This is a genomic window from Streptomyces sp. NPDC005574, assembly GCF_040605435.1.
Taxonomy (GTDB): domain Bacteria; phylum Actinomycetota; class Actinomycetes; order Streptomycetales; family Streptomycetaceae; genus Streptomyces.
The window spans coordinates 1-26,332 of record NZ_JBEXCW010000098.1; the positions used below are offsets into that span (position 1 = coordinate 1).

The following is a 26,332-nucleotide window of genomic DNA, read 5'->3' on the forward strand; positions in this document are numbered from 1 at the left end:
GTGATGCGACAACGCGGCGTGGGGGTACCCCCGGCCGAAGGCTGGGGGAGCCGTGCCGGGCGTCGCGAGCCGGTGAACCTTTCCGGTCACGGCACCAGCCACCGGCGGGCGAAATCATCCCCGTACGTAAAGGGGCTCGCCCGGAGGCGTCGTCCCGGCCGGCAGAAGTGCCAGGTCGAGGCCGCGCACCAGGCGGGCCCGCAGTGTCTCGTCCGCGGCCAGCCGCCCGGCCACCGCGCGGGCGGCTTCCGCCGGGGACGCCGCCGGATCGAGCACCAGGGCGAGGGTGCCGTCGGCCTCCCCGGGGCCGAGGTGGGCGCGCAGCACCGCGGGTTCGGCGGCCACCGCCGCACGGACCGCGTCGCGTACGGCCGGGTCGGCGAGCGGGTCCGCCGTCGCGCGTCCCTCCGCGAGCGCCAGCAGGGCGGGACCGGTCAGTTCATAGGGCACCGGTCCGGCGAGGTCCAGTACGACGGTGTCCGCCTTCTCGTGCGCCGCGGCCTGCAGCGCCTGGTGCAGCGGTACGGCGACGGGTCGGGCCTGCGGGTCCCAGCGGGCCAGCGACTCGGTGGAGGTGAAGGCGGGCAGCGCGGTGCGTCCGCCGGCCTTGAGGGTCGGTACGGCCATGTCGCTGCTCTTCTCGCGGCGCAGCCCGTTCGCGTCCTCCTCGACCTCCCCGAGGACGGCCACCACCGGCACGAGCAGCCGGGCACCCCTGAGGGCCTCCAGGACCGGACCCTCGGCGGTGCGGTCCTCGGCCCAGGCGGCGAGCGCCGCGCTCAGCCCGGGGTCGGCGGAGCCGTCGTCGTCGGAGAAGCCGGGGTCGGGAATGTTCTTGTTCGCCACGGTCACCGACCCTATAGGGGGATGCCGCTGCGCCTGTGCGGCCCCGGAAACGCGGCCGTCACCACTTTCACGGGTTTCTCAGACTTCCCTGACACACCTTTAACGTCCGTCCAACGGCCCGCACAGTCACCGCCCCGAGCATCGCGGGATGGAGTCCTCCCGAGTCCGCCGTGGCCGCCGTGGCCGTGCCTCCCGCCGCCGCGCCCTGCTGTACACCGCCCTGGCCACCGTCGCCGTCGTCGGCGCCACGGCCGGCGGGACCGTGTACGTGACGGCGCGTGCGCACACCGGGACGGGCGCCGTATCGTCGGCGGCGTCCTCGGCCTCCGCCTCGGCCGCGGCGCGAGGGGAGGCATCCGTGGAACCGGTGACTGAGCCGACGGTGGATCGGGACGCGTTGCTCGCCGACGCCATGGCGGGGGTCGTCGTCTCGGGCGCCGCGAAGGTGTCGGTCGCCGTCATGGACCTGTCCTCCGGCGCGAGTGCCTCGTACGGGGACGGTGCCTTCGACACGGCCAGCATCGTCAAGGTGGACATCCTCGCGACCCTGCTGCTCCGGGCGCAGGACGCGGACCGGCGTCTGACGGCGAGCGAGCAGGCGTACGCCACCGCGATGATCGAGCACAGCGACAACGCGTCCGCGTCGGCCCTGTGGCAGGTCATCGGGAAGGCGGACGGTCTCGCCGCCGCGAACAAGCGCTTCGGGCTGACGGACACCGAGGGCGGCGACGACATGCTGTGGGGCCTCACCCGGACCACGGCGGCCGACCAACTCGCCCTGCTCCGGCAGGTGTTCGGGGAGGACTCGGCACTGAGCGCAGCCTCTCGGAGGTATCTGCGGACACTGATGGGGCAGATCGCCGCCGACCAGCACTGGGGCGTCTCGGCGGCGGCCACCGGCTCCGCGTGGGCCCTGAAGAACGGCTGGCTGGCGCGCAGCGCGACCGGGCTGTGGGACATCAACAGCATCGGCCGGGTCACGGCGGGAGGCCACACCTACCTGGTGGCCGCCCTCTCGGACGGCAACGCGACGAAGGCGAAGGGCATCTCGCTGGTCGAGGCGGCGGCGAAGGCGGCGGTGTCGGCGCTCGGTGGGGACACGACGACGCCTGGCACGTCCACCGCCGCGTCCACGTCCGCATCCGCCTCCGCCACGACGGCCGCCGGCTGACCGGGCGCGGCCGTTCGCTCCGGCCGGGGCGGACGGGTCGCGGCCGATCGCTCCGGCGGGCGCGGACGGGGCGCCGGGAGCCCTCTCCAGCAGAGACGCGGGCCGGGCGACGGGAGCCCGCTCCGGCAGAGGCGCGGTTGGGTCGCCGGGAGCTCGCTCCAGCGGGCGCGGACGGTCGCCGGGCGGTCAGAAGTCGTCGTCCTCGTGCGCGGTCGGGGTGCCGGGGGTGCGTCGGCCGCGCCACAGAACGATCGCCGCGACCAGGAGGAGACCGCCCGCTCCGCCCGCGAGGGGGGCCGCCCAGGTCGCGGTGTCGTCGTCCGAGGGGGCCGCGTCGGGGCCCGAACCGAAGTACCTCTCGCCGTACGCCGCCGCCCGCAGACCCTCCGGGTCGAGGCGGCCCGCCGCGGTGAGGGCGGCCGCCGGGTCCACGAAACCGAAGCCGCGGGAGTCGTCGCGGCCGCCGGCGGGGGCGTTCCGGGCCGTGTCCTCCAGGAGCTTCTTGATCTGCGCGGGGGTCAGCCCCGGGTGCGCGGCCCGGATGAGGGCGACCGCGCCGGACACGAAGGCGGAGGCCGCGCTGGTGCCCCAGCCCTCGTAGTACTTGTGGTCGGGGTCGGCGATGACGACGCCGACGCCGGGGGCGCTGACCGTTGCGTACCAGCGGCGGGTGGAGAAGGACGCGCGGGTGCCGTAGCGGTCGACGGCGGTCGCGGCGATCACGCCCGGATAGGCGGCCGGGTAGGAGATGTGGTCGCCCTTCTCGCCGCCGTTGCCGGCCGAGGCGACGACGACGGCGCCCTTCTTCAGGGCGTACTGGACGGCCTCGTCCTCCGAGGGTTCGGGGTGGGCGGAGGCCGAGTCGTCGCCGAGCGAGAGGTTGATGACGTCGGCGCCGTGGTCGGCGGCCCAGCGGATGCCGTCGGCGAGGGCGTTGCTGCGGGTGCTGCGGGCCCTGCTGCGGGCCGAGTCGCCGTCCTCCAGGATGACCCGGACCGGCAGGATCTTCGCCTCCGGGGCGATGCCCATGACGCCGTCCCCGTCGCCGGAGCCGTGTCCGTGGCCGGCGATGATGCCGGCCATCGCGGTGCCGTGCCGGGCCCAGGCGCGCTCCCCGCGTACGGCGCCGAAGCCGATCATGTCCTTGCCGGTGAGGACGTTGCCGGTCAGGTCCGGGTGGTCGTCCTCGACGCCGGTGTCCAGGACCGCGACGGTGACCCCCCGGCCCTTGGTCGTGCGCCACACCTCCTGGGTGTGCATCGCGTCGAGGGCCCACTGCTGGGCGCGGATGCCGTCGGCGTGCGCGACCGTGGGCGGGACGAGCGCGACGGTGGCAGCGAGGAGGGCGCTCAGGAGGCCGGCCCGGCGGGTCGTGAGGCTCATGAGGGCTGCTCCGTGGGCGAGCTGACGGTTTTGCGCAGGCCGCGTTCGACGCGGTCGGCGAGGCCCTGCGCCTCGTTGCCGAGGCCGGCCTGTGCGGGGGCGGTGGTGGCGCCGGAGGCGGTGGCGTCCTGCGCGGGCTGCGGTTTGTCGACGGTACGGCCGTCGGCCCAGCCGGAGACGGCATAGGTGACGACGGGGGCGTCGGTGAGCACGGAGACGGTCCAGGCGGCACGCTGCTCGGTGCCGAAGTGTGCGGCGAGGGTGTCCTTGGCGGCGTACGGGCGGGGCATCAGGTCGGTGCGGCGGCGCAGGCCCTCGTTCTGGAAACGGGTGGCCAGGGCCTGCATCGCGGTGGCGTCGCCGTTGGTGAACAGCAGGCCGACGGTCGTGACGTAGCTGCCGGTGGCGTCCGCGTAGGTGGCGCGCAGGAGCCGGCGGCAGCCCAGGGGGGCGAGCACCTTGCGCAGCAGCGGGTCGAAGGCGTCGCGGCAGCTGCTGTCCGGGGCGACGGCGATCCGCGTCCAGGTCCGGTCGGCGCCACCGGGGCCGGCGCCCTGTCCGTCCACGGTGGGCGGGAACAGCTGGTCCACCGGGACGCTGTGCCACAGGTTTCCGGCCGTGGTGAACGAGCTGCGCGCCGCGCTGTCCCCCGGCTTTGAGGAGAGCCAACTACCGGCCACGGCACCGCCGATGAGGCCCAGACCGAGCACGAGACAGGCGCCGACGACGGCGAGGCGAGGGCGGATGCGGACCCCGAACGGGCGGGGCCGCGCCCGCTCGTCGTAGCCCTCGGGCTCCCCGAACGAGACGACGGGCCGCCCCGCCCCGAGCCCCTCGCCCGGGGCGGGCGGGGCGCTCCAGGACAGCGCGGGATCCGGAGACAACGGGGAAGCGCCCGCACCGGCCGGCCCGCGGGTGGGGGCGACGGGCGGCGAGGCGGTCCGCGAGCCGTTCACGGCGGTGCCGTCGGAGGACGGGCGGCCGGAGGAACGGCCCGGCGGGTGCGCGGGAGCCGGGGGGACGGGCGCACCGCCCGGCGCGTGGGCGGGAGCCGGCGGGGCGAGCGGGTCGCTGGAGGTGTGGGTCGGCGGGGCCGGGGAGACGGACGGCCTGCCCGGCGCCTGGGCGGGAGCCGTTGAGACGGGCGGACGGCTCGGCGTACGGGAGGGAGCCGGCGGGACGTGCGGGCCGCTCGGCGCGTGGGCGGGAGCGGGGGGCACCCGCAACCCGCTCGCGGAGCCGGCGGACGCCGAGGGCGGACGGGGCGCGTCGGCCGGCGCGAGCGGGGACCACGGGGTGTGCGCGGGCGCCTGCGCGCGGCTCGCCGGGTGACCGGACCCCGGGGGCACACCCGGACGGCCTCCGTTCCTGGCGGGTGCCGCGGGTGAGCCCGGGGCGGGCGGCGAGGAGAGCGGGCTCCACGGCGCATGGGAAGCACGCGCCGAATCCCCACCAGGCGCCGGAGACACGCGCGGACCACTCACGGAGTCGACGGACGGCGAGGACGAGCCCGGAACACGCGGCGAGGAGAGCGGGCTCCACGGCGCATGGGTGGTGCTCGCCGGGTCGCCCGGTACCGGCGGGGTACGCACACCGCTCGTGGAGTCGGTGGATGCCCAAGGCGAGCCCTGGCCGGAACTCGGCGCCGACGAAGACCACGGCACGTGCGCGCCGCCCGCCGCGCCGCCCGCCGAGTCGCCCGTCGCGGTGGACGGACGGGGGTCGGGGGCGAACCCCGTCGGACCAGGCGCGGCCGGACCGGACGCGGAGGAAGCCGGTGCGGGCGAACCGGACGCGGACGAGGAAGGAGCAGGCGCGACGGCAGGTTTGGGCGCCACGCCGTGCGAGCCAGGGCCGGTGTACGGCTCGGCGGGTGCGGGCCGGTCGGGGCGGCGCGGGGGCTCGGAAGCCGGTCCGCCGTCCGGGCCGGCAGGCGGCTTCGCGGAGGCCGGGCGCAGACGGAAGATCGGCTCCGGCGCACTCTGAGCCGGCACATCGCTACGGCGGGGCCGGCCCGTGGGCCGGTGAGCGGGCCGGGGCGGCACCTCACCGGGCGGCGGCGCGCTGTACTCGTCCTGCGGCACACGGCCCGCAGCGGGCGGCGCGTCCGGGAAACGGGCCGAGGCCGGAGGCGGGGGCGGGGGCGGGGACGAGGAACCGGTGTCCTGCGGGGACGCGGTCCTCGGGCCCGGGAAGTACGGCCGGGAATGCGGCGGCGGCCCGGACACGGGGCGGCTCTCACCGTCCGTACGGGTCCGCCTCGGCGCCGCGGGACCGCCCGAACCGTCACCGGCGGCGGCTTCCCGCACCGACGCGGTCGAAGCGTCCGGTACGGGCGCGCTCTCCCCGCCGGACGCGGGTGGCCGAGCCCCGCCGGGGGTCGAGGCCCGCACCTCAGCCGGGGCCGGGACCCGTGCCCCACCGGACGCCGCGTTCCCGTCACCCGAGCTCGGCGTCTGCCGCCCGCCGCCCGACACCGGCATGCCGTCCGGCACGGACGCCCAGGAGTCACCCGGGCCCGGCGTCCACGCGCCACCCGGACCCGGCGCCCACGAGCCGCCCGACCCCAGGGCCTGGGAAGCCGCGGGGGCCGACGGCCGCACGGGGCCGGAGCCAGCCGTCCGTGAACCGTCCGGACCGCCGGTCACCGTCTCCGCGGACGTCCTGCCGGGCGACGGTGCGGAGCGGGGGGCGGGGCGGGGAGCGGACTCCCCGGCAGGCGCCCCGGCCTGCGAGGACGGCCCCCCGGACGACGGCGATGTGGGGCGGGGACCCGGCGCCGCCGCTCGCGGCACCGAATGTCCGGGTGGCCCCGCGGCGGGGGCGGTGGACGGCCCCCCGGAAGTCGTCGCGGCGTCGTTGTTCCGCGGGGTGTCGCGTTTGGCGAAGGCCTCCCACCGGACGGGACGCCCGGGACCGGCGGCCTGCGCGCGGCCGGAACCCTCGGGGCCGGTCGCCGGTGGGCGACCGGAACGTTCCGCCGGGTCGGAGGCCGGGCGGTCCGTCTCCCCGGCCTGACCCTCGCCGCCGCCGGGTGGCTGTTCCGGTCGCGGAGGTGGGGAGGCGCGCCGCGCTTCCGTGCTCATGCACCCCCCGTTTCCTCGTGCCCGGGCCATCTCCTCGTACGCGGGCTGTTCTCGCCTGTCGTCCGTGGACTCGGCCGTCAACGGACACGCATACCCGCGCGGGCGGAGCGCCATCCCGGCACGAGCCTGTGGCCGGGGTCGTTCGTCCGTGCGTGCGCGTCACTCTACGGGTTGCTCCCGGTGGAACGGGAACCAGTCCGCGGAGCCGGGGCTTCTGCCCGGAACGTCCCCCTACCCTGCGGTAATCCTGTCTGGCAGGCTTCGTTCATGACTGCGCGCGCCGCCGACCGGGCCCGTTACGACCGGGCCACCGCCTCCCTCGACGCCCCGCTCGCGATCGTGGACCTGGACGCCTTCGACGCCAACGCGGACGACCTCCTCCGCCGGGCCGGCGGGAAACCGATCCGCGTCGCCAGCAAGTCCCTGCGCTGCCGGGCCCTGCTGGAACGCGTCCTCGGGAAGGAGGGCTTCGCGGGCGTGATGTCGTTCACCCTCGCCGAGTCGCTGTGGCTGGCGCGCTCCGGATTCGAGGACGTGCTGCTGGCCTATCCGACGGCGGACCGCGCCGGATTCGCGGAGCTGACCGCCGATCCCAAGCTGGCCGCCGCGGTGACGGTGATGGTCGACGACCCGGCGCAGCTCGAACTGATCGACGCGGCGCGCGAGGGCGGCCGCGAAGTGGTGCGGGTATGCCTGGAGTTGGACACGTCCCTGAAGCTGCTGGGCGGCCGGCTGCGGGTCGGCGCCCTGCGGTCGCCGCTGCACTCCCCCGCTCAGGTGGCGGAGCTGGCGCGGGCGGTGGCCCGGCGGCCGGGGTTCAAGGTCGTCGGGATCATGGGGTACGAGGGGCATGTCGCCGGTGTCGGTGACGCGGTCGCCGGACGGCCGCTGCGCTCGCGGGCCGTGCGGCTGATGCAGTCGGCCGCCCGCCGGGAGCTCGCCGAGCGGCGGGCGGAGACGGTGCGCGCGGTCCGGGCAGTGGTGCCGGACCTGGAGTTCGTCAACGGCGGCGGCACGGGCAGCGTGCAGCACACCGCCGCGGAGGACGCGGTGACGGAGATCGCGGCCGGCTCCGGGCTGTACGTGCCGCGGCTGTTCGACAACTACACGTCGTTCAGCGGGCGTCCGGCGGCCCTGTTCGCGCAGCCCGTCGTACGGCGGCCGGGGGTCGGGGTGGTGACCGTCCTCGGGGGTGGCTATCCGGCCTCGGGCGCGGCCGGCGCCGACCGGCTCCCGGTGCCGTATCTGCCGGAGGGCCTGCGCTACGACCCGCAGGAGGGGCCGGGCGAGGTGCAGACCCCGCTGCTCGGGTACCCCGCCGACGACCTGCTGATCGGCGACAAGGTGTGGTTCCGGCACGCGAAGGCGGGTGAGCTGTGCGAGCGGTTCGACACCCTGCACCTGATCGAGGGGGACACGGTGACGGCGGCCGTCCCGACGTACCGCGGGGAGGGCCGCACCTTCCTGTAGCCCGGCCGCCGCGGGGAGGCGGCGGCCGGACGGCTCCTAGTGCCGTGACCGGAAGGGTTTGCCGGGAAGCTCGCGGCGTCCGGTGCGGTGCATCGCAGGGCGGAGCATCGCCCGCGTACTGGATGTACTCGGGTGATGCGACAACGCGGCGAAGTGCCGTGCCGGGCGTCGCGAGCCGGTGAACCTCTCCGGTCACGGCATTAGAGGGGGGTGACGTAGGCGCCCGAGATCCCGCCGTCCACCAGGAAGTCGCTGGCGTTGACGAAGGAGGAGTCGTCGCTGGCGAGGAAGGCGACGGCGGCGGCGATCTCGTCGGCCTCGGCGAACCGGCCGAGCGGGATGTGCACCAGCCGGCGCGCGGCCCGCTCGGGGTCCTTGGCGAACAGCTCCCGCAGCAGGGGCGTGTTGACGGGCCCCGGGCAGAGGGCGTTGACGCGGATGCCCTCGCGGGCGAACTGCACGCCCAGTTCCCGGGACATGGCGAGCACGCCGCCCTTGGACGCGGTGTACGAGATCTGTGAGGTCGCGGCGCCCATGCGGGCCACGAAGGACGCCGTGTTGATGATGGAGCCCCGGCCCTGGCGCCGCATGTAGGGGAGGGCGGCCTTGCAGCACAGGTAGACGGAGGTGAGGTTGACGTCCTGGACGCGCTTCCACGCCTCCAGGCCGGTCTCCAGGATGGAGTCGTCGTCGGGCGGGGAGATACCGGCGTTGTTGAACGCGATGTCGACGCTGCCGTAGGTCTCGAAGGCCGTCCTGAACAACGCCTCGACCTGCTCGGGGTCGGTGACGTCGACCTTCACGTAGATCCCGCCGGCCTCCTCGGCCGCCGCCTTGCCGCTCCGCTCGTCGATGTCGCCGCAGACGACGTGCGCGCCCTCGGAGGCGAGCCGGCGCGCGGTGGCGAGGCCGATGCCGCTGCCGGCGCCGGTGATGACGGCGGTCCGGCCGACCAGGCGGCGGCAGATGATGTCGTCACTCGTTGCGGTCACTGTGCGGGGCCCTCCGTGCTGATGAAGACGTTCTTGGTCTCGGTGAAGGCGGTCAGGGCGTCCGGGCCGAGCTCGCGGCCGATGCCGGACTGCTTGTAGCCGCCGAAGGGGGTCCAGTAGCGGACGCTGGAGTGGGAGTTGACGGACAGGTTGCCCGCCCGGACGGCTTGCGAGACGCGCAGGGCGCGGCCGACGTCCCGGGTCCAGATCGAGCCGGAGAGGCCGTAGTCGGTGGCGTTGGCGAGGGCGACCGCCTCCGCCTCGTCCTCGAAGGGCAGGACGACGGCGACCGGCCCGAAGACCTCCTCGACGGCGACCCGCGCGCGGGGGTCGACGCCGGTGAGGACCGTGGGCGGGAACCAGAAGCCGGGGCCCTCGGGAGCCTTGCCGCGGAGGCCGGGCGCGTCGGCGTCGACGTAGGAACGCACGCGTTCCAGTTGGGACTTGGAGATCAGCGGCCCCATCTGCGTCCGCTCGTCGGCCGGGTCGCCGACGACGACGGACTCGATCGCGGGAGCCAGCAGGTCGAGGAAGCGGTCGTAGGCCGGGCGCTGGACCAGGATGCGCGTGCGGGCGCAGCAGTCCTGGCCGGAGTTGTCGAGGAAGGCCATCGGGGCGGCGGCCGCGGCGGCTTCGAGGTCGGCGTCGGCGAAGACGATGTTGGGGCTCTTGCCGCCGAGTTCGAGGGTGATCCGCTTGAGGTGGGCGCTGCCCCGGGTCAGCACCTGTTTGCCCACGGCCGTCGACCCGGTGAACACGATCTTCGCGACGCCCGGGTGGTCGACGAGCGCGGCGCCCGTGACCGGCCCGCGGCCGGGCAGGACCTGGAACAGTCCCTCCGGCAGCCCGGCGTCCAGGGCGAGTTCGGCCAGTCGCAGCGCGGTGAGCGGGGTGGTCTCGGCGGGCTTGAGGAGGACGGCGTTGCCCGCGGCGAGCGCGGGAGCGGTGCCCCAGGCGGCGATCGGCATGGGGAAGTTCCAGGGCGCGATCACCGCGACCACGCCGAGGGGTTCGAGGATCGTGACGTCGAGGCCGCCGGCGACCGGGATCTGACGGCCCATCAGTCGCTCGACGCCGCCGGCCGCGTAGTCGAGCAGGTCGCGCACGTTGCCCGCTTCCCAGCGGGCGTTGCCGACGGTGTGCCCGGCCTCGCGAACCTCCAACAGGGCCAGTTCCTCGAGGTGTTCGTCCACGGCGGCGGCGAACCGGCGCAGCAGTCGGGCGCGGTCGCCCGGCACCAGCGCGGCCCAGCGGACCTGCGCCCTCGCGGCGACCGTGACGGCCGCGTCCACGTCGGCGGCCGTGCTGCCGGTGACGGTGGCGAGAACCTCCTCCGTCGCGGGGTTCAGTACGTCCAGCGCGTGGGCGGGGGACTCGGAAGATCCGGAAGACAACGGGGCCTCACATGCGTTCGAAGGAGCGGCGCAGCTCCCAGTCGGTGACCGCGGCGTCGAAGGCGTCCAGTTCGACGCGCGCCATGTTGCGGTAGTGCGCGACGACCTCGTCGCCGAAGGCGGCCCGGGCGATCGGGCTGCTCTCCCACAGGTCGGCGGCCTCGCGCAGCGTGGAGGGGACGTGCGCGTAGTCGGCGGCGTAGGCGTTGCCCGCGCACGCCTCGGGCAGTTCCAGTTTCCGCTCGATGCCGTACAGGCCGGCCGCCACCAGTCCGGCCACCGCGAGGTGCGGGTTGACGTCGCCGCCGGGCAGCCGGTTCTCGAACCGCAGGGAGCGGCCGTGGCCGACCACCCGCAGGGCGCAGGTGCGGTTGTCGTGGCCCCAGGCGACGGCGGTCGGGGCGAAGGAGCCCGGCTGGAACCGCTTGTAGGAGTTGATGTTCGGGGCGTAGAGCAGGGAGAAGTCCCGGAGCGCGGCGAGCTGCCCGGCGAGGAAGTACCGCATGACCTCGGACATGCCGCCGGGGTCGGCGCCGGTGCCCGCCATGGCGTTCGTGCCGTCCGCGTCGGTGAGCGAGAGGTGGATGTGGCAGGAGTTGCCCTCGCGCTCGTTGTACTTGGCCATGAAGGTGAGGGAGACGCCTTCCTGGGCGGCGATCTCCTTGGCGCCGGTCTTGTAGATCACGTGCTGGTCGCAGGTGACGAGGGCCTCGTCGTAGCGGAACACGATCTCGTGCTGTCCGGGGTTGCACTCGCCCTTGGCGGACTCGACGGTGAGGCCGGCGGCGGCCATCTCGTTGCGGATGCGGCGCAGCAGCGGCTCGATGCGGCCGGTGCCGAGCACCGAGTAGTCGATGTTGTACTGGTTGGCCGGGGTCAGGCCCCGGTAGTGGGCGTCCCACGCCTGCTCGTAGGTGTCCTTGAAGACGATGAACTCCAGCTCGGTGCCGACCTGGGCGGTGAGGCCGTGCTCGGCTAGCCGCTCCAGCTGGCGGCGCAGGATCTGGCGGGGTGCGGCGACGACCGGGGAGCCGTCCTCCCATGCGAGGTCGGCGACGAGCATGGCCGTGCCGGCGTTCCAGGGGACGCGGCGCAGGGTGGTGAGGTCCGGGTGCATGGCGAAGTCGCCGTAGCCGCGGTCCCAGGAGGACATGGCGTAGCCGTCGACGGTGTTCATCTCGGCGTCGACGGCCAGCAGGTAGTTGCAGCCCTCGGTGCCGTGGTGGAGCACCTCGTCGAGGAAGAAGCGGGCGGCGAACCGCTTGCCCTGGAGCCGCCCCTGCATGTCGGGGAAGGCCAGGACGACGGTGTCGATCTCACCGCTCGCCACGAGGGCGTGCAGCTCCTCGACGCCGAGCGGGGGTGTGCGGTCTGCCACGGGAAAGCCTCCTTCGGCTTCTTCGGTCAGCCGGAAGCCATAAGGTATTGCGGAGAACCTTTGCTTGGGAAGGGGGTGCGGCCGGATGTCGCAGGCGGGTCCTGACACAGGCCCTGGCATAGGCACTGGCACAGCCACTGGCACAGGCCGGGCCGACGGGCCGGCGGACCTCGCGGCGGGCCCGGCGGACCGGCTGGCGCAGGTGCTGCGGCCGGTGCGGGCCGGCAACGGTTTCGAGGAGGCGCTGGAACAGATCCTCCAGGTCGTACGGCTCGGCCTGGTGCCCGGCGGTGAGCGGCTGCCCGCCGAGCGGGAGCTGGCGGAGCGGCTGGGGATCAGCCGGGTGACGCTGCGCGAGGTCCTCAAGGTGCTCCAGGACCAGGGCCTGGTCGAGTCGCGGCGCGGCCGCTACGGCGGCACGTTCGTGCTCCCGAGGTCCGACAGGGTCGGCGGGGACGAGCTGCGGCGGCGGATCGCCGAGACCGACGTCGAGGACGTCCTGCGGTTCCGCGAGGTACTGGAAGTGGGCGCGGCGGGGCTCTGCGCGACGCACGGGCTGTCGCCGGAGCAGGCGGCCCGGCTGCGTGAGGCGCTGGCCGGCACGCGGGACGCGCCGCTGGCGGAGTACCGGCGGCTGGACACCCTGCTCCACCTCACGCTCACCGAGCTGTGCGGCTCACCGACGCTGACCGCGCAGTACGCGGCGGTACGGGCCACGGTGAACGACCTGCTGGACTGCATCCCGCTGCTGGTGCGCAACCTGGAGCACTCGCAGCGGCAGCACACCGCGCTGGTCGAGGCGGTGCTCGACGGCGACGCGGACGGCGCGCGGGAGATGATGCGGGAGCACTGCGGCGGCACGGCGGCCCTCCTGCGGGGGTTTTTGACCTGAGCCCGCCCGCCCGCGGTCCGGCCCCCGGCGGCTCTTGCCCGCCGCGCACCCTGTAGGCAAAGGTATGAACATGTTCCATTGCTGTGGCGGGGAGGACGCATGGCGGGCAGGCCGCTGATCGGCATCAGTACGTACGTCGAGGCCGGGGCGCGCTGGGGCGTGTGGGAGCTGGAGGCGGCGCTGCTGCCGGTCGGGTATCCGCGGCTCGTGCAGCGGGCCGGTGGACTCGCCGCGATGCTGCCGCCGGACGCGCCGGAGCACGCCGCCGCGGCCGTCGCGCGCCTCGACGGGCTGGTGATCGCCGGCGGTCCGGACGTCGAGCCGGCACGGTACGGCGCCGAGCCCGACCCGCGTACCGGCCCGCCCGCCCGGGCGCGGGACGCCTGGGAGCTCGCCCTGATCGACGCGGCGCTCACCGCGGGCGTCCCGCTGCTGGGCGTCTGCCGGGGCATGCAGCTGCTGAACGTCGCCCTCGGCGGCACGCTCGTCCAGCACCTCGACGGCCACGCAGAGGTCATCGGCGTGTTCGGCCGCCACCCGGTCAAGCCGGTACCGGGCACGCTGTACGCCGACGCGGTACCGGAGTTGACGTCCGTACCGGCCTACCACCACCAGGCCGTGGACCGGCTGGGCACCGGTCTGGTGGTGTCGGCGCACGCGGAGGACGGCACGGTGGAGGCGGTGGAACTGCCGTCCGCCGACTGGGTGCTGGGGGTGCAGTGGCATCCGGAGATGGGCGAGGACGTACGGGTCGTGAGCGCCCTGGTCGAGGCCGCCACGACCTGGGCGGCCACACGGTCCACGTAGTGAGCGGCTGGGCGCGCTGACTGCGCGGGGCCGGGCGAGGGCGTGCGGGGGCCGTGCGGGCGGCGCGGGGGCCGCGCGAGGCCGCCCGAAGCCTGGCGAGGCCGGGCAGCGCCGCCCACGACCGCCCGGAAGCCCTGAGAGGCAGGGTGGAGCCGCGCAAGGCCGCGTGAAGCCACGGAAGGCCGTGAAGGCCGAGAAGGCCGTGAAGGCGCAGACGACCACACGCCCCGTCGGGAACCGGGCCGGGTTGAGGCCCCGTCGGGAACCGGACCGCAGCACACACCCCGCCGAGAACCGAACCGCAGCACACACCCCGCCGAGAACCGAACCGCAGCACACACCCCATCGCGAACCGAACCGCAGCACACACCCCGCCGAGAACCGAACCGCAGCACACACCCCGCCGAGAACCGAACCGCAGCACACACCCCGCCGAGAACCGGACCGCAGCACACGCCGAGTCGAGAACCGGACCGGAGCACAAGCCCCATCGCGAACCGGGCCGGAGCGCAGACGACCGGTCGAGTCCACCCGGCGGCGCGCGTGGGCGCGGGTCGCACACGACCGCCCGGCCCGAGCGCGACCCGGAGCCAGCCGAGCGGCCCCGCTTCCGCGGCCTACCCTCGCGTCAGCGACAGCAGCTCGCGGGCCGGGCCCACCGGGCGGTGGCCCGTCGGCCAGACGGCGCGCAGGTCCCGGGCCAGGGACACGGTCGCGACGGGGACGTTCACCAGCCGCCGCAGTGCCAGTTCGTCGCCCACGGCCAGTTCGCTGAGGACCGCCGGTCCGGCGCCGCTCACCGCGGCCGCCTTCACCGCGGTGGTCGAGGACAGTTCGATCAGGGGGCGGGCCAGTCCGCCCAGCGCCGCGTCCAGGACCTGCCGGGTGCCCGAGCCCTCCTCCCGCAGGATCAACGGGGTCGCGGCGAGTTCCGCCGGGTCCAGGGGGCGCCGGCGGCGGGCCCAGGGGTGTGCGGGCGCGGCCACCACGATCAGCCGGTCGTGGCCGATGACGGCGGAGTCCAGGCCGGGCGGCACGCTGAGGCCCTCCACGAAACCGAGGTCGGCCTCGTCGGCGAGGAGCCGCTCGGCGACCGTCGCCGAGTTCCCCGCCAGCAGTGACACCGCCGTGTCCGGCCGCTGGGCGCGCAGCGCGAGCAGCCAGCCCGGCAGCAGGTACTCGGCGATCGTCATGCTCGCGGCGACCCGCAGCCGGGAGTCCCGGCGGTCGCGCAGCGCCTGCGCGCCCGCGTCGAAGGCCTCCGCCGCCTCGACGATCCGCCGGGCCCAGTCGGTCACCAGGGCACCGGCGTCCGTGAGCCGGGAACCGCGCGGTGAACGGTCCACCAGGGCCACGCCCAGCTGCCGTTCCATCGAGCGGATGCGGCTGCTCGCGGCCGGCTGGGTGATGCCCATCTCGCGGGCCGCGCCACCGAGACTGCCGAGCCGCGCCACCGCCAACAGCAGTTGCAGGGCGCCGAGTTCCGGTACCCGGTGGGCCAGCGAGCCGCCGCCGATCTGCTCGGAGCCGTCCCGCTCCGCCACCCCACCGCTGCTGCTCATAACTTCAGCTTATGTCCTCATAGAGATGAACTGCCTGGTCGCGCGCGTCCCCGGGCGGGACCGTGGAGCCATGGTCACCGCCGCCCAGCCCCTCCCCCGTGCCACCGCACGCCCGCGCCGCCGGCCCGTCCCGGCCGTCCGTCACCTCGGACCCAACTGGTACGCCTGCGTCATGGGCACCGCGATCACCGCCACCGCGGGCACCGCGCTCCCCCTGGACGTGCCGGGCTCACGCACCGTCCTGGTCGCCGTCTGGGCCCTGTCCCTCGTGATGCTCCTGGTGCTGCTGGGCGCCCGCGGCCTGCACTGGAGGTACCACAGCGACCAGGCCCGCGCCGGCCTCCTCGACCCGGCGACGGCACCGTTCTACGGCTGCCTGGCCATGGCCCTGCTCGCGGTCGGCGGCGCGACCCTCACCCTCGGCCGGGACTGGATCGGCACCGCAGCGGCCGTCGCCGTCGACGCGGTCCTGTTCGGGGCCGGTACGGCCGTGGGGCTCGCGGCCGCCGTCGCCGTGCCGTACCTCATGGCCGCACGCCACCGGGTCGGGCCGGAGCAGGCCGGTCCCGTGTGGCTGCTGCCCGTCGTCGCGCCCATGGTGTCCGCCGCGCTCGGCCCGCTCCTCGTGCCGTACCTGCCGTCCGGCGCGGCCCGGCAGACGCTGCTGTGGGCCTGCGTCGCGCTGTTCGGGCTGAGTCTGCTCGCGACCCTGCTCATGCTCCCGATGATCTTCGCCCGGCTCCTCACCGCCGGTCCCCTCCCGCTCGTCCTCACCCCGACCCTGTTCCTCGTGCTGGGGCCGCTCGGGCAGTCCACCACCGCCGTCGGCAGGTTCGCGGACCTGGCACCGGGCGTCGTACCGGCCGCCGAGGCCCGGGGTCTCGGCGTCCTCGCCGTCCTGTACGGCGTGCCGGTGATGGGCTTCGCCCTGTTCTGGTCGGTACTGGCCGCCGCCCACGTGCTGCGCGCCCGCCGGCGGGGCATGGGTTTCGCGATGACCTGGTGGGCGTTCACCTTCCCGGTGGGCACCTGTGTGACCGGCGCCGAGGCTCTGGCCAGGCACACCGGGCTCGCCGTGTACGGCTGGCTCGCGGCCGGGCTGTACGCGGTCCTGGTGGCCGCCTGGGGCACCGCCGCCGCGGGCACGGTCCGCGGGCTGCTCAGCGGCGAGCTGCTCGCAGCGCCTCGCCCAGCACCCGCGGCGCCTCGGCCAGCGACGGCCCGTACCAGGTCAGGTGCCGTCCGCTGACCAGCGCACAGGGCAGGCCCGCGAAGGCTTCCGGGCCGTCCCCGGCGGTGAAGCGGTAGGGCTCGTCGGGCAGGACGACGAGGTCCGGCGCGGCCTCCCGCAGCTCCTCCACCGCAATCCGGGGGTAGCGCTCCGCGTGGCCCGCGTACAGGTGGTGGACGCCGAGCCGGGCCAGCAGGTCGCCCGCGAAGGTGTCCCGGCCCAGCACCATCCAGGGCCGCCGCCAGATCGGCACGACCGCTGTCGTACGGCGTCCGGGCGGCGGCGCCGACCAGGCGGCCTCGGCCTCGTCCAGCCAGCGGGGCCGGGCGCGCGCTCCGCAGGCGGCCAGGACGCGGGCCAGCTCCCGCAGGGCCTGCGGCACGTCCCGCACCTCGGTGAGCAGGACCTCGACGCCCGCCGCGCGCAGCACGGCGAGGTCGGGGGCGCGGTTCTCCTCCTCGTTGGCGATCACCAGGTCGGGTGCGAGGGCGATGATCCGGTCGGTCTTCGGGTTCTTGGTGCCGCCGACGCGGGTCACGCCGAGGCCGGCGGGGTGGGTGCACCAGTCCGTCGCGCCCACCAGGACACCCGGCGCCGACAGCGCCACGGCCTCCGTCAGCGACGGGACCAGCGAGACGACCCTCACCGCCGCGGCCGGTCCCGGACCGCCTCGATGTGCTCGGCCACGGCGACGACGATCACCCGGGTGTCCCCGACGGTCGCCCGCCAGCGGTGGCGGACCCCGCCGGTGAGGTACAGGGTGTCGCCGCGTCCGAGCCGGTAGGCGCGGCCCTCCGCCTCGATCTCCACGGCTCCGTCGGCGACGTACATCAACTGGTCGTTGCGGTACTGGAATTCGCGGCCCGCGTCCTGGTCGCCGGTGAACTCCGAGGCGTGCATCTGGTGGTGTCCGCGCACCAGCGACCGCTCCCGGGGTTCGAGTTCCGGCTCGGTGCCCTCGGCGCGCACGACGTCGACGCTGCACGCCGGGTCGGCCGCGGCGAGGAGTTCGACGGCGGTGGTGCGCAGGGCGTCGGCGACCTTCTCCAGGGAGGTCTGGCTGGGGCGCGCCCGCTCGTTCTCGATCTGGCTCAGGAAGGGGACCGACAGGCCGCTGCGCTGGGCCACGACAGCGAGGGTGAGCTCCAGTGCCCGGCGCCGTCGGCGCACGGCCGCGCCGACCCGCAGGGGCTGTTCTTTGTGGTCGCCCATGGCTCTGGCTCCCTCCTTCGCTCGTCGGTCCGCTGTCTGCGCGAGGCGTCCGGCCCACCGCTCCCGATGACTTCCCTGCACCCTACGCAGGTCCGGCAAACCGTTTCAGGTGCCCGTCACATCGAGGAGACACCGCGTGCGACCGGACCTCACAGTTCGCGCCAGTACACCAGTTTCTCGCACTCTGTGGCCGCGCGTCCCTCCTTCGCGACGAACAGGCTGGCCGGCGCCGTGGAACGGCTGCCGGCGACGGTGGTCAGCGGGCCGGGGGCGGGGAACGGAAGGGCTGTTTCCGGATGCGTGGCCGGCGGCCCGCCGACCTGCCGAGCGCCGGTCCGCGGACGTCGGGCGGCGTACTCCGGAGTTCCTGCGCGACCACCGCGTCCCGGTCCGCGCGCGAGCGGCCGCTCTCGTTTCAATGCGCGGGACCGCCCGTGTGTTCCCCCGGCCGTCTCCCGTGGGCAGGGCCGCCGTCAGGCCGGTGATCAGCGGTTGCGTCCCCGCAGTGAAGGCGCGGGCGGAAGGGCGGAGTTGGCGGCCGCCGACCTGGTGGGCGGGGCCGGCCGGTCGTGGCGCCGGTTCCGCCGGGCACGGGATCAGGCCCCGGGGTGACCCCGTCGGTCCGGGACGAGGTGCCGGGGGCGGCGCGGGTGCGGAGGGCAGGTCCGGCCGGGCCGGGGTGCGGCTCTGGCGGTCGCGTGGCGCTCCGTGGTTGGCCGGAACCTTTCCGTAGGCGGCGCCGGGGAGGGGACGGACGCGAACGGGGCGCGGGCGGTGCGCGAGCCGGATGCGAGCGGGGCCCGAGCGGGCCGGAGACGGCCCGAGGGGCGGGCCCCGCCACACGCTGTCAGGACGCGTGGGGAGGCCCGCCCCTCGGGCGGTCTCGGTACGGCGGCTACCTCGGGGTCATCCGCTCGACCATGTCCGGGTGCTCCTTCAGCCAGGAGGCGACGGCGTCCTCCTCGTGGCCCTGGCCCTGCCGCTTGATCTCGCCCTCCAGGGAGCCGAGTTCGCCCTCGCTCATACGGAAGTCCCTGATCCACCTGGTGAGCTGCGGATACTGCCGGGGGAACCCGGCGCTGGAAATGGTGCGGATCGTGTTGCCCTCGCCGAACAGCTTCTTGTCGTCGGCGAGTTTCGTGAGGTCGTACTCGCTGTACGCCCAGTGCGGCGACCACAGCGCGACGGCGACGGGCTCCTTCTTGGCGTAGGCGCGCTTGAGTTCGGCCAGCATCGCCGGCGTGGAGCCGTCGACGACCTTGTACTCCTTGTCCAGCCCGTAGCCGGGCAGCACCTTCGTCTTGAGCAGGTTCATCTCGCCCGTGCCCGGTTCGATGCCGATGATCTTCCCGTCGAACGTCGACGCCTTGCCCTTGAGGTCCGCGAGCGACGTGACGCCCTTGACGTAGGACGGCACGGCGATCTCCAGCGAGGTCGGCCGGTACCAGGTGCCGAGGTCCCGCAGTTTGTCCTTGCTCCTGTCCCAGTAGTTCTTCTGCGCGTACGGCAGCCAGGCGTCGAAGTTGAGGTCGAGGTCTCCGGAGGCGAGACCGGTGTAGACCGGGCCGACGTCCATCTGCTTGAGGTTCAGCCGGTAGCCGCGCCGCGCGAGGACGTCCTTCCACAGGTAGGTGACGGCGACGTCCTCGTCCCAGGGGAACCAGGCCACGTCCACGGCGCGCTCGGCCTCGGCGGGGGTCTGGCCGGAGCCGCCCTCGACCGGGGCCAGCCGGTCGACCACGCCGGGGTTCTTCTTCAGCCAGGCCCGCACGGCGTCCTGCTGCCGGCCCTTGCCCGCCTTGTTGATCTCGGCCTCGAGGCTGGTGAGCTGCTTCTCGCTCATCTCGAAGTTCTTCAGCCAGGTGCCGACGACCGGGTTGTCGTCCGCGAAGCCCTTGCGGGCCAGGGTGTGCACGCCGTCGCCCTTGCCCCAGGCGCCCTGGGGGTCCTTGAGCTTCTTCAGGTCGTAGTCGTTGTACGCCCAGTGCGGCGACCAGAGCGTGACGACGACCGGTTCCTTCTTGCTGTAGGCGCGCTTGAGCTCGGCCAGCATCGCGGGCGTGGAGCTGTCGACGACCTTGTACTCCTTGTCCAGGCCGTAGGTCTTGAGGACCTTGCTCTTGAGCAGGGCCGTCTCGCCGGCGCTGGACTCGATGCCGGTGATTTTCCCGCCGAACTCGGCGGCCTTCCCCTTGAGGTCGGCCAGCGAGTCGATGCCCTTCATGTACGAGGGGACGCTCAGCTCCAGGGAGGTCCTGTCGTACCAGGAGCCGAGGTCGTCGAGCCGGCTGCCGTACTTCTTCCAGTACTGCGCGTGGGTCGTGGGCAGCCAGGAGTCGGTCTCGAAGTCGACGGAGCCCTGCGCGAGGGAGGTGTAGAGCGGGCCGGCGTCGAACTGCTTGGCGTCCACCTGGTAGCCGCGCTGTTCGAGGATCTCCTTCCACAGGTAGGTGGAGGCGACGCCCTCGTCCCACGGGATGTAGCCGATGCTGATCTTCTTGCCCTTGCCGACGTCCTTGCCGTCGGCGACCGCGGTGCCGCCGGCGCCGCCGCCGAAGACGCTCATGCCGCCCGCCACCAGGGCGAGGACCACGAGACCGATGACGGCGACCTGCGGGCGGGGCCGGTAGGACCAGATCCGCAGGCCCTGGGAGGCGCGGGCCCTGGCGGCCGTACGGCGGCCCAGCGGGGAGACGTGCGTGCCGAGGGCGCCGGTCATGCGGTCCAGGTAGATCGCGAGGATCACGATGGCGACGCCCGCCTCGGAGCCGAGCCCGACGTCGAGCTGGCCGATGGCCTCGTTGACGTCACCGCCGAGGCCGCCGGTGCCGACCATGCCGGCGATGGCGGCCATGGACAGGCCCAGCATGATGACCTGGTTGACGCCGGCCATGACGGTGGGCAGGGCAAGCGGCAGCTGGACGCGCAGCAGGGTGTCCCGCGGTGTGGTGCCGAACGCCTCGGCGGCCTCGACCAGTTCCTTGTCGACCTGCCGGATGCCCAGCTCGGTCATGCGCACACCGGGGGCGAGCGCGAAGATCAGGGTGGCGACGATGCCCGCGGAGGCCCCGGTGCCGAAGAACAGGATCGCCGGAATGAGGTAGATCATCGCGGGCAGGGTCTGCATGAAGTCCAGGACCGGCCGGACCAGCCCGCTGACCCGGCTGGAGCGTGCCGCCCAGATGCCCACCGGGACCGAGACGACCAGCGCGATGATCGTGGCCACGAGGACGAGCGACAGGGTCACCATCGCGTCCTCCCACAGTTCGAGGGAGTCGATGAAGGCGAATCCCACGAAGGTGAGGACCCCGGCCGTCGTGCCGCGCAGCCAGAACGCGAGGACCGCGAGGATGCCCGCGAGCAGCAGCGGTTCGGGGGCCTGGAGGACGGCGTCGATGCCGTCGTAGGTACCGGTGAAGACGGTCTTGAGGAAGTCGAAGAGCCAGCTCATGTGGCTGAGCAGCCAGTCGACGGCGTCGTTGACCCAGTCGCCGAGCGGAATCCTAGGCACCGGCGATCACCTTCTCGCCGTCCTGGCGGGGGCTTTCGCACGGGACGGCGGCGCCCTGCTCGTCACCGAGGAAGGCGAGCAGCCGCTCCGCGGTGACGACACCCACGAGTTCGCGGCGCGCGTCGAGCACGGCCACGGGGTGGGTGAGGCGGGCGCTGATCGCGCAGAGTTCGGTGAACGGCGTGTCGGGTGTCGCGGTCTCGCAGTCGCAGTCCGCCTCGTCGCCGCGCGTGTCGGGGTCCATGACCGCGCCCGCGGTCAGGACCCGGGAGCGGTCCACGTCCTGGATGAAGGAGGCGACGTAGTCGTTCGCGGGGCGCAGCAGGATGTCCTCCGCGGTGCCGGTCTGGACGATCCGGCCGTCGCGCATCACGGCGATCCGGTCGCCCAGGCGCATGGCCTCGTTCAGGTCGTGGGTGATGAAGACGATGGTCTTCCGCAGGGTCCGCTGGAGTTCGAGGAGCTGGTCCTGCATGTCCCGGCGGATCAGCGGGTCGAGCGCGCTGAAGGACTCGTCCATCAGGAGCAGGTCGGCGTCGGTGGCGAGGGCCCGGGCCAGGCCGACCCGCTGCTGCATGCCGCCGGACAGCTCGTCCGGCCAGGACTTCTCCCAGCCGGCCAGCCCGCACAGGGCCAGCGCCTCGCCGGCGCGACGCTCACGCTCGGCGCGGGGCAGGCCCTGCACGGCCAGGCCGTAGGCGGCGTTCTCCAGGACACTGCGGTGCGGGAAGAGCGCGAAGTGCTGGAAGACCATGCTGATCTTCCTCGCACGGACCTCGCGCAGCTCCCGGGCGGTCAGCGCGGTCAGGTCCTGGCCGTCGAAGCCGACGTGCCCGGCGGTGGGTTCCAGGAGCCCGTTGAGCATGCGCAGCAGCGTGGACTTCCCGGAGCCGGACAGACCCATGACGACGAAGATCTCGCCCGGTTCCACGGTGAAGGAGGCGTCGATCACGGCGGCGGTGGCGCCGTCGGCGCGCAGCTCCTCCCGGTCGGCTCCCTTCCGGAGCCGTTCGACCGCCTCGTCCGGCCGTCTGCCGAACACCTTGTAGAGCTCGTGGGCCTCAAGCCTGGATGACACGCGTACCTCTTGACTCGGCGACAGGGAGGGAGCCGAGAGGCCGCAAACAGTTGAAAGTGCAATCGGCATCGCTCCGAGGCCGCACCTGCCCTGCTCGGGATGGGCCAAACACGGGAGTGGCCCAGTTCACAGGGCGTTTACAAGTGCGACGCCTTCTTCACCGGACGGTGACTGTCGGTGCCGTACGGCATGATGCGGGACGTGACCGGACGACTGATGCTCCTCGACACCGCCTCGCTCTACTTCCGCGCCTACTTCGGGGTCCCGGAGTCCGTGAAGGCACCGGACGGCACACCGGTGAACGCCGTGCGCGGGCTCCTCGAGTTCATCGACCGCCTGGTCCGGGACCACCACCCGGACCGCCTGGTGGCCTGCATGGACGCCGACTGGCGGCCGCAGTGGCGGGTCGACCTGATCCCCTCCTACAAGGCGCACCGCGTCGCCGAGGAGCACGAGACCGGCCCCGACGAGGAGCAGGTTCCGGACACGCTCTCGCCGCAGGTCCCCGTCATCGAGGCCGTCCTCGACGCGCTCGGCATCGCCCGCGTGGGAGTCGCCGGGTACGAGGCGGACGACGTCATCGGCACGTTCACGGCGCGGGCCCAGGGGCCGGTCGACATCGTCACCGGCGACCGCGACCTCTACCAGCTCGTGGACGACGCGCGGGGGGTGCGGGTGCTGTATCCGCTGAAGGGTGTCGGCACCCTCCAGGTGACCGACGAGGCGTGGCTGCGCGAGAAGTACGGCGTCGACGGCCGGGGGTACGCGGATCTGGCGCTGCTGCGCGGCGACCCGAGTGACGGCCTGCCGGGGGTGCCCGGCATCGGCGAGAAGACGGCTTCGAAGCTGCTGGCGGAGTTCGGCGACCTGGCCGGCATCGTCGCGGCGGTGAACGACCCGCGGGCCGCGCTCACGCCGTCGCAGCGCAGGCGTCTGGACGAGTCCCGGCCCTATCTGGCGGCGGCTCCGACGGTCGTCAAGGTCGCGGACGACGTGCCGCTGCCCGCGGTCGACACGGTCCTCCCGCGCGCGCCGCACGACCCGGCGGCGCTGGAGGCCCTGGCGGCCCGCTGGGGACTGGGCGGGTCCCTGCACCGACTGCTCACGACCCTGGGGGCCTGAACCCCACCCGGAAGGCGAATGATGTCCCCGCCGGAGGGAATTCGACGTCTGTGCTTGGTTCAATCTTGCCCTCGGGGCACAGGCGTTCAGCCGGGGCGGGATGCTAACTTAGGTTAGCCTAAGCACGGGACCAGGGAGGCCGCCATGGCAGAACGACCGGGACGCAAGCCACGAAAGCCCCACTCCGCGCAGGTCGTCCGCACCGAGCGGCTGACCCCGCACATGCAGCGCGTGGTGCTCGGCGGCGAGGGCCTGGCCGACTTCGCGGCCGACACCTGCACCGACCACTACGTGAAACTGCTCTTCCCGGCGGGCGGCGCGACCTATCCCGAGCCGTTCGACATGGAGCGCATCCGCGAGGAGTTCCCGCGCGAGCAGTGGCCCGTCACCCGGACCTACACGGTGCGCGCCTGGGACCCCGTGCAGCGCGAGCTGAGCCTCGACTTCGTGATCCACGGTGACGAGGGCCTGGCCGGCCCCTGGGCGCTGCGCGCCCGGCCCGGTGAGACCGTGCGCTTCATGGGCCCCGGCGGCGCGTACGCCCCCGACGCGAGCGCCGAGTGGCATCTGCTCGTCGGCGACGAGAGCGCGCTGCCCGCGATCGCCCGTTCCCTGGAGTCGCTGCCGGCCGGCGCCCGGGCGCACGCCTTCGTCGAGGTCACGGGTGCGGAGGAGGAGCAGAAGGTCGACTCGGACGTCGAGGTCGGCTGGGTGCACCGCGGGAACCGGCCCGTCGGCGAGGCGCTGGTCGAGGCGGTCCGGGCGCTGGACTTCCCCGAGGGCCGCGTGCATGCGTTCGTGCACGGCGAGGCGGCCTTCGTGAAGGAACTGCGCCACCTGCTGCGGGTCGAGCGCGGGATCCCCCGCGAGGACCTGTCGATCTCCGGCTACTGGCGCCTCGGCCACAACGAGGACGGCTGGCAGGCCGCCAAGCGCGAGTGGAACGCACGCATCGAGGCGGAGCAGGAGGGCGCGACCGCCGCCTGAGCCCCGCAGGGAAGGGGCGGCACCTCCGAGGTGCCGCCCCTTCCGCGTGCGCACCCAGCCCGCCCAGCCGCCCAGCGGGCTGCCGCTTTCGCGCGGGCGTCAGGCCGCTGCTTGCGCACGCTCGCCTGGCGGCCCGGCGGGTGGCACCGTCCCCACACAGGCACCCGGCCGCCAGGCGCTAGCGCTGCCTGCGCGCGCGCCCGGCGGGCCGCCGCTTCCGCGCGGGGACCCGGCCGCCCGGCGACGGCGCGACCCGGTCACCCGACAGCGCGGCGCACCACCGGATCTCCGCCGCCCGCACCCGCCCGCTTCCGGCGGCACAACACACCAGCCGCCCACACCCCCACCGCCCCTCCCACAGCCTTCGCGCACCGGCCTGACACCCCCCTTACGCACCCCCTCCCCGCCCCCGACACTGACGCGATCCATCGCGACAGCGTGCGGTCGGCCGGGGCGTGAGGACTTGGGCCCGCCTCGGACACGCCCGCGTGACGCCACGGAAACAGCGGCTCCCTAATTTCTGTCAACCGACAGGAATTCAGCGCCCAAGGCAGGTGCCGCCGTGACCACAACCGTTCCCTCCGACCTGCGCCCCGACCCGCCGGAGTCCCCCGGCGACCGCTCCCTCGCCGAGTTCGGCTACCGCCAGGAGCTGCACCGCAGCCTCGGCCGGTACGCCTCGTTCGCGGCCGGCTTCTCGTTCATCTCCGTCCTGACCACCGTCTTCCAGTTCTTCGCCTTCGGCTACGCGTTCGGCGGCCCCGTCTTCTTCTGGGCCTGGCCGATCGTCCTGGCCGGACAGCTCCTGGTCGCCGCCTGCTTCGCCGAGCTCGCCGCCCGCTACCCGATCTCGGGCGCGATCTACCAGTGGTCCTCGCGCCTGTCGAACGCCACCTTCGGCTGGTTCGCCGGCTGGATCATGGTGATCGGGCAGATCGTGGTGGTCGCGGCGGCCGCACTGGCCCTCCAGATGGTGCTCCCCGCCATCTGGTCGGGCTTCCAGCTGATCGGCAGCGACCCGTCACCGGTCTCGGCCGACGGCGCGGCCAACGCGGCCGTCCTCGGCGTGGTCCTGCTGGTCCTGACCACGATCGTGAACCTCGTGGACAACCGGGTGATGTCGATCGTCAACCGGGTCGGCGTGACCGCCGAGATCATCGGCGCGGTCCTCATCGTCGTCCTGCTGCTGACCCACTCCGAGCGCTCCCCCGGCATCACCTTCCACACCGGGACCGCCGCCCAGTCCGGCCTGTTCGGCGCGCTGCTCGTGGGCTCGTTCACGGCGGCGTACGTGATGATCGGTTTCGACAGCGCGGGCGAGATGAGCGAGGAGACCCACAACCCCCGGCGCACCGCGCCCCGCACCATCCTCACCGCGCTGGGCGCGGCGGGCCTGCTCGGCGGGCTGATCGTCCTCGGCGGACTGCTCGCCGCGCCGAGCCTCACCGACGGACACCTGGGCGTCGACGGCCTGAGCTACGTCCTGACCAGCAGTCTGGGCGACGGCGTCGGACGCGCGCTGCTGGCCGACGTGGTGGTGGCGATCGCCGTCGCCACGCTGGCGATCCAGACCGCGGCCTGCCGGATGCTGTTCTCCATGGCCCGCGACGGGCAGCTCCCCTTCGCCCGCCGCCTCGCGAAGGTCAACCCCCGCACGGGGATGCCCGGCGCGCCCGCCCTGGTCGTCGGCGTCCTCGCGGCGGCGCTGCTGCTGCTCAACTTCGCCTCCCCGGAGGCGTTCCTCGCCATCGGCACCACCTGCATCGTGATGCTGTACCTGGCCTACGCGATGGTCACCGGCCCGCTGCTGCTCCGCCGCCTGCGCGGCGGGTTCAGCTCCGAGGGCACCGACGAGACGGGCGCCCGCCTGTTCTCCCTAGGCCGCTGGGGCGTCCCGGTCAACGCACTGGCCCTGCTCTACGGCCTGTTCATGACCGTCAACCTGGCCTGGCCCCGCGCGGCGGTGTACGACCCGGCGGGCGGCCACTGGTACTTCCAGTGGTTCACGGTGCTGTTCCTGCTGGTCACGGTGGGCGCCGGAGCGCTGTGGCGCGTGTCGTCCGCACATCGCGGCCGGTCCGCGACACCGGCCGCGCTCCCCGAACCGGTGGCCTAGTGCCGTGACCGGAAGGGTTTGCCGGGAAGCTCGCGGCGTCCGGTGCGGTGCGTCGCAAGGCGGAGCATCGCCCGCGTACTGGATGTACTCGGGT

20 protein-coding genes are annotated in these 26,332 nt (G+C 74.0%); 9 read left to right on the plus strand and 11 right to left on the minus strand.

The features are described 5' to 3' along the window. Nucleotides 1-114: 114 nt before the first annotated feature. Nucleotides 115-846 (minus strand): SseB family protein, encoded by a 732-nt coding sequence (locus tag ABZT03_RS36035; RefSeq protein ID WP_356047276.1) that lies wholly within the window; start codon nt 844-846, stop codon nt 115-117. Between the two features lie 148 nt (nt 847-994). Between ABZT03_RS36035 and ABZT03_RS36040 the strand changes: the two genes are divergently transcribed. Next, complete coding sequence (locus ABZT03_RS36040) at nt 995-2,017, plus strand: serine hydrolase (protein ID WP_356047278.1); 1,023 nt, start codon at nt 995-997, stop codon at nt 2,015-2,017. Nucleotides 2,018-2,203: 186 nt separating this feature from the next. Here ABZT03_RS36040 and mycP read toward each other — a convergent pair whose 3' ends face one another. Together mycP and ABZT03_RS36050 are read right to left on the minus strand one after the other, a co-directional pair. Beyond that, the gene (gene mycP, locus ABZT03_RS36045) at nt 2,204-3,400 is read right to left on the minus strand and encodes a type VII secretion-associated serine protease mycosin (RefSeq protein WP_356047280.1); all 1,197 of its coding nucleotides are present in this window, start codon (nt 3,398-3,400) and stop codon (nt 2,204-2,206) included. Continuing rightward, complete coding sequence (locus ABZT03_RS36050; RefSeq protein WP_356047282.1) at nt 3,397-4,284, minus strand: hypothetical protein; 888 nt, start codon at nt 4,282-4,284, stop codon at nt 3,397-3,399. The genes mycP and ABZT03_RS36050 overlap by 4 nt, the downstream gene beginning before the upstream one ends. A gap of 31 nt (nt 4,285-4,315) precedes the next feature. Here ABZT03_RS36050 and ABZT03_RS36055 point away from each other — a divergent pair, with 31 nt between their 5' ends. Together ABZT03_RS36055 and ABZT03_RS36060 are read left to right on the plus strand one after the other, a co-directional pair. Then, on the plus strand, nt 4,316-4,732 hold the full coding sequence (locus tag ABZT03_RS36055; protein ID WP_356047284.1) for a hypothetical protein: 417 nt from the start codon (nt 4,316-4,318) through the stop codon (nt 4,730-4,732). 2,021 nt (nt 4,733-6,753) lie between these two features. After that, nucleotides 6,754-7,956: an amino acid deaminase/aldolase gene (locus ABZT03_RS36060; RefSeq protein WP_356047286.1), complete on the plus strand. Its 1,203-nt coding sequence runs from the start codon at nt 6,754-6,756 to the stop codon at nt 7,954-7,956. A gap of 200 nt (nt 7,957-8,156) precedes the next feature. On the opposite strand, the gene ABZT03_RS36065 is transcribed toward ABZT03_RS36060, so the two are convergent. From ABZT03_RS36065 to ABZT03_RS36075, 3 genes are read right to left on the minus strand one after another with little or no spacing between them, the layout of a single operon-like run. Next, nucleotides 8,157-8,948 carry a 3-oxoacyl-ACP reductase gene (locus ABZT03_RS36065; RefSeq protein WP_356047288.1) on the minus strand — a complete coding sequence of 264 codons (792 nt, stop codon included), beginning with the start codon at nt 8,946-8,948 and terminating at the stop codon, nt 8,157-8,159. Further along, nucleotides 8,945-10,342 (minus strand): aldehyde dehydrogenase family protein, encoded by a 1,398-nt coding sequence (locus ABZT03_RS36070; protein WP_356047290.1) that lies wholly within the window; start codon nt 10,340-10,342, stop codon nt 8,945-8,947. The genes ABZT03_RS36065 and ABZT03_RS36070 overlap by 4 nt, the downstream gene beginning before the upstream one ends. 7 nt (nt 10,343-10,349) lie before the next feature. After that, entirely contained in the window at nt 10,350-11,720 is a 1,371-nt protein-coding gene (locus tag ABZT03_RS36075; RefSeq protein ID WP_356047292.1) for a glutamine synthetase family protein, read from the minus strand. Between the two features lie 85 nt (nt 11,721-11,805). Between ABZT03_RS36075 and ABZT03_RS36080 the strand changes: the two genes are divergently transcribed. Both ABZT03_RS36080 and ABZT03_RS36085 read left to right on the plus strand, forming a co-directional pair. Continuing rightward, nucleotides 11,806-12,612, plus strand: coding sequence for an FCD domain-containing protein (locus ABZT03_RS36080; protein WP_356047294.1), 807 nt, complete (start codon nt 11,806-11,808; stop codon nt 12,610-12,612). Between the two features lie 99 nt (nt 12,613-12,711). After that, nucleotides 12,712-13,419, plus strand: a complete 708-nt coding sequence (locus tag ABZT03_RS36085; RefSeq protein WP_356047296.1) for a gamma-glutamyl-gamma-aminobutyrate hydrolase family protein — start codon at nt 12,712-12,714, stop codon at nt 13,417-13,419. Nucleotides 13,420-14,036: 617 nt separating this feature from the next. On the opposite strand, the gene ABZT03_RS36090 is transcribed toward ABZT03_RS36085, so the two are convergent. Continuing rightward, nucleotides 14,037-14,981 (minus strand): LysR family transcriptional regulator, encoded by a 945-nt coding sequence (locus ABZT03_RS36090; RefSeq protein WP_356047298.1) that lies wholly within the window; start codon nt 14,979-14,981, stop codon nt 14,037-14,039. Nucleotides 14,982-15,051: 70 nt separating this feature from the next. On the opposite strand from ABZT03_RS36090, the gene ABZT03_RS36095 reads away from it, so the two are divergent. Continuing rightward, nucleotides 15,052-16,230: a TDT family transporter gene (locus tag ABZT03_RS36095; RefSeq protein WP_356047312.1), complete on the plus strand. Its 1,179-nt coding sequence runs from the start codon at nt 15,052-15,054 to the stop codon at nt 16,228-16,230. Here the strand turns inward: ABZT03_RS36095 and ABZT03_RS36100 are convergent. The 4 genes from ABZT03_RS36100 to ABZT03_RS36115 all read right to left on the minus strand — a co-directional run bounded on the left by ABZT03_RS36100 (nt 16,142) and on the right by ABZT03_RS36115 (nt 22,013). Beyond that, nucleotides 16,142-16,858, minus strand: coding sequence for a helical backbone metal receptor (locus tag ABZT03_RS36100; protein ID WP_356047300.1), 717 nt, complete (start codon nt 16,856-16,858; stop codon nt 16,142-16,144). The two genes, ABZT03_RS36095 and ABZT03_RS36100, sit on opposite strands and share 89 nt — an antisense overlap. Further along, on the minus strand, nt 16,855-17,424 hold the full coding sequence (locus ABZT03_RS36105) for an XRE family transcriptional regulator (protein WP_356047302.1): 570 nt from the start codon (nt 17,422-17,424) through the stop codon (nt 16,855-16,857). Before ABZT03_RS36105 ends, ABZT03_RS36100 begins: the two co-directional genes overlap by 4 nt. An 895-nt stretch (nt 17,425-18,319) precedes the next feature. Continuing rightward, the gene (locus ABZT03_RS36110) at nt 18,320-20,935 is read right to left on the minus strand and encodes an ABC transporter permease/substrate binding protein (protein ID WP_356047304.1); all 2,616 of its coding nucleotides are present in this window, start codon (nt 20,933-20,935) and stop codon (nt 18,320-18,322) included. After that, entirely contained in the window at nt 20,928-22,013 is a 1,086-nt protein-coding gene (locus ABZT03_RS36115; RefSeq protein ID WP_356047306.1) for a glycine betaine/L-proline ABC transporter ATP-binding protein, read from the minus strand. Before ABZT03_RS36115 ends, ABZT03_RS36110 begins: the two co-directional genes overlap by 8 nt. A gap of 192 nt (nt 22,014-22,205) precedes the next feature. On the opposite strand from ABZT03_RS36115, the gene ABZT03_RS36120 reads away from it, so the two are divergent. The 3 genes from ABZT03_RS36120 (at nt 22,206) to ABZT03_RS36130 (ending at nt 26,238) form a co-directional block, all read left to right on the plus strand. Continuing rightward, nucleotides 22,206-23,135 (plus strand): 5'-3' exonuclease, encoded by a 930-nt coding sequence (locus tag ABZT03_RS36120; RefSeq protein WP_356047314.1) that lies wholly within the window; start codon nt 22,206-22,208, stop codon nt 23,133-23,135. A 144-nt stretch (nt 23,136-23,279) separates the two neighbouring features. After that, nucleotides 23,280-24,122: a siderophore-interacting protein gene (locus ABZT03_RS36125; RefSeq protein WP_356047308.1), complete on the plus strand. Its 843-nt coding sequence runs from the start codon at nt 23,280-23,282 to the stop codon at nt 24,120-24,122. 562 nt (nt 24,123-24,684) lie between these two features. Then, nucleotides 24,685-26,238, plus strand: a complete 1,554-nt coding sequence (locus tag ABZT03_RS36130) for an amino acid permease (protein ID WP_356047310.1) — start codon at nt 24,685-24,687, stop codon at nt 26,236-26,238. Nucleotides 26,239-26,332: the final 94 nt, after the last annotated feature.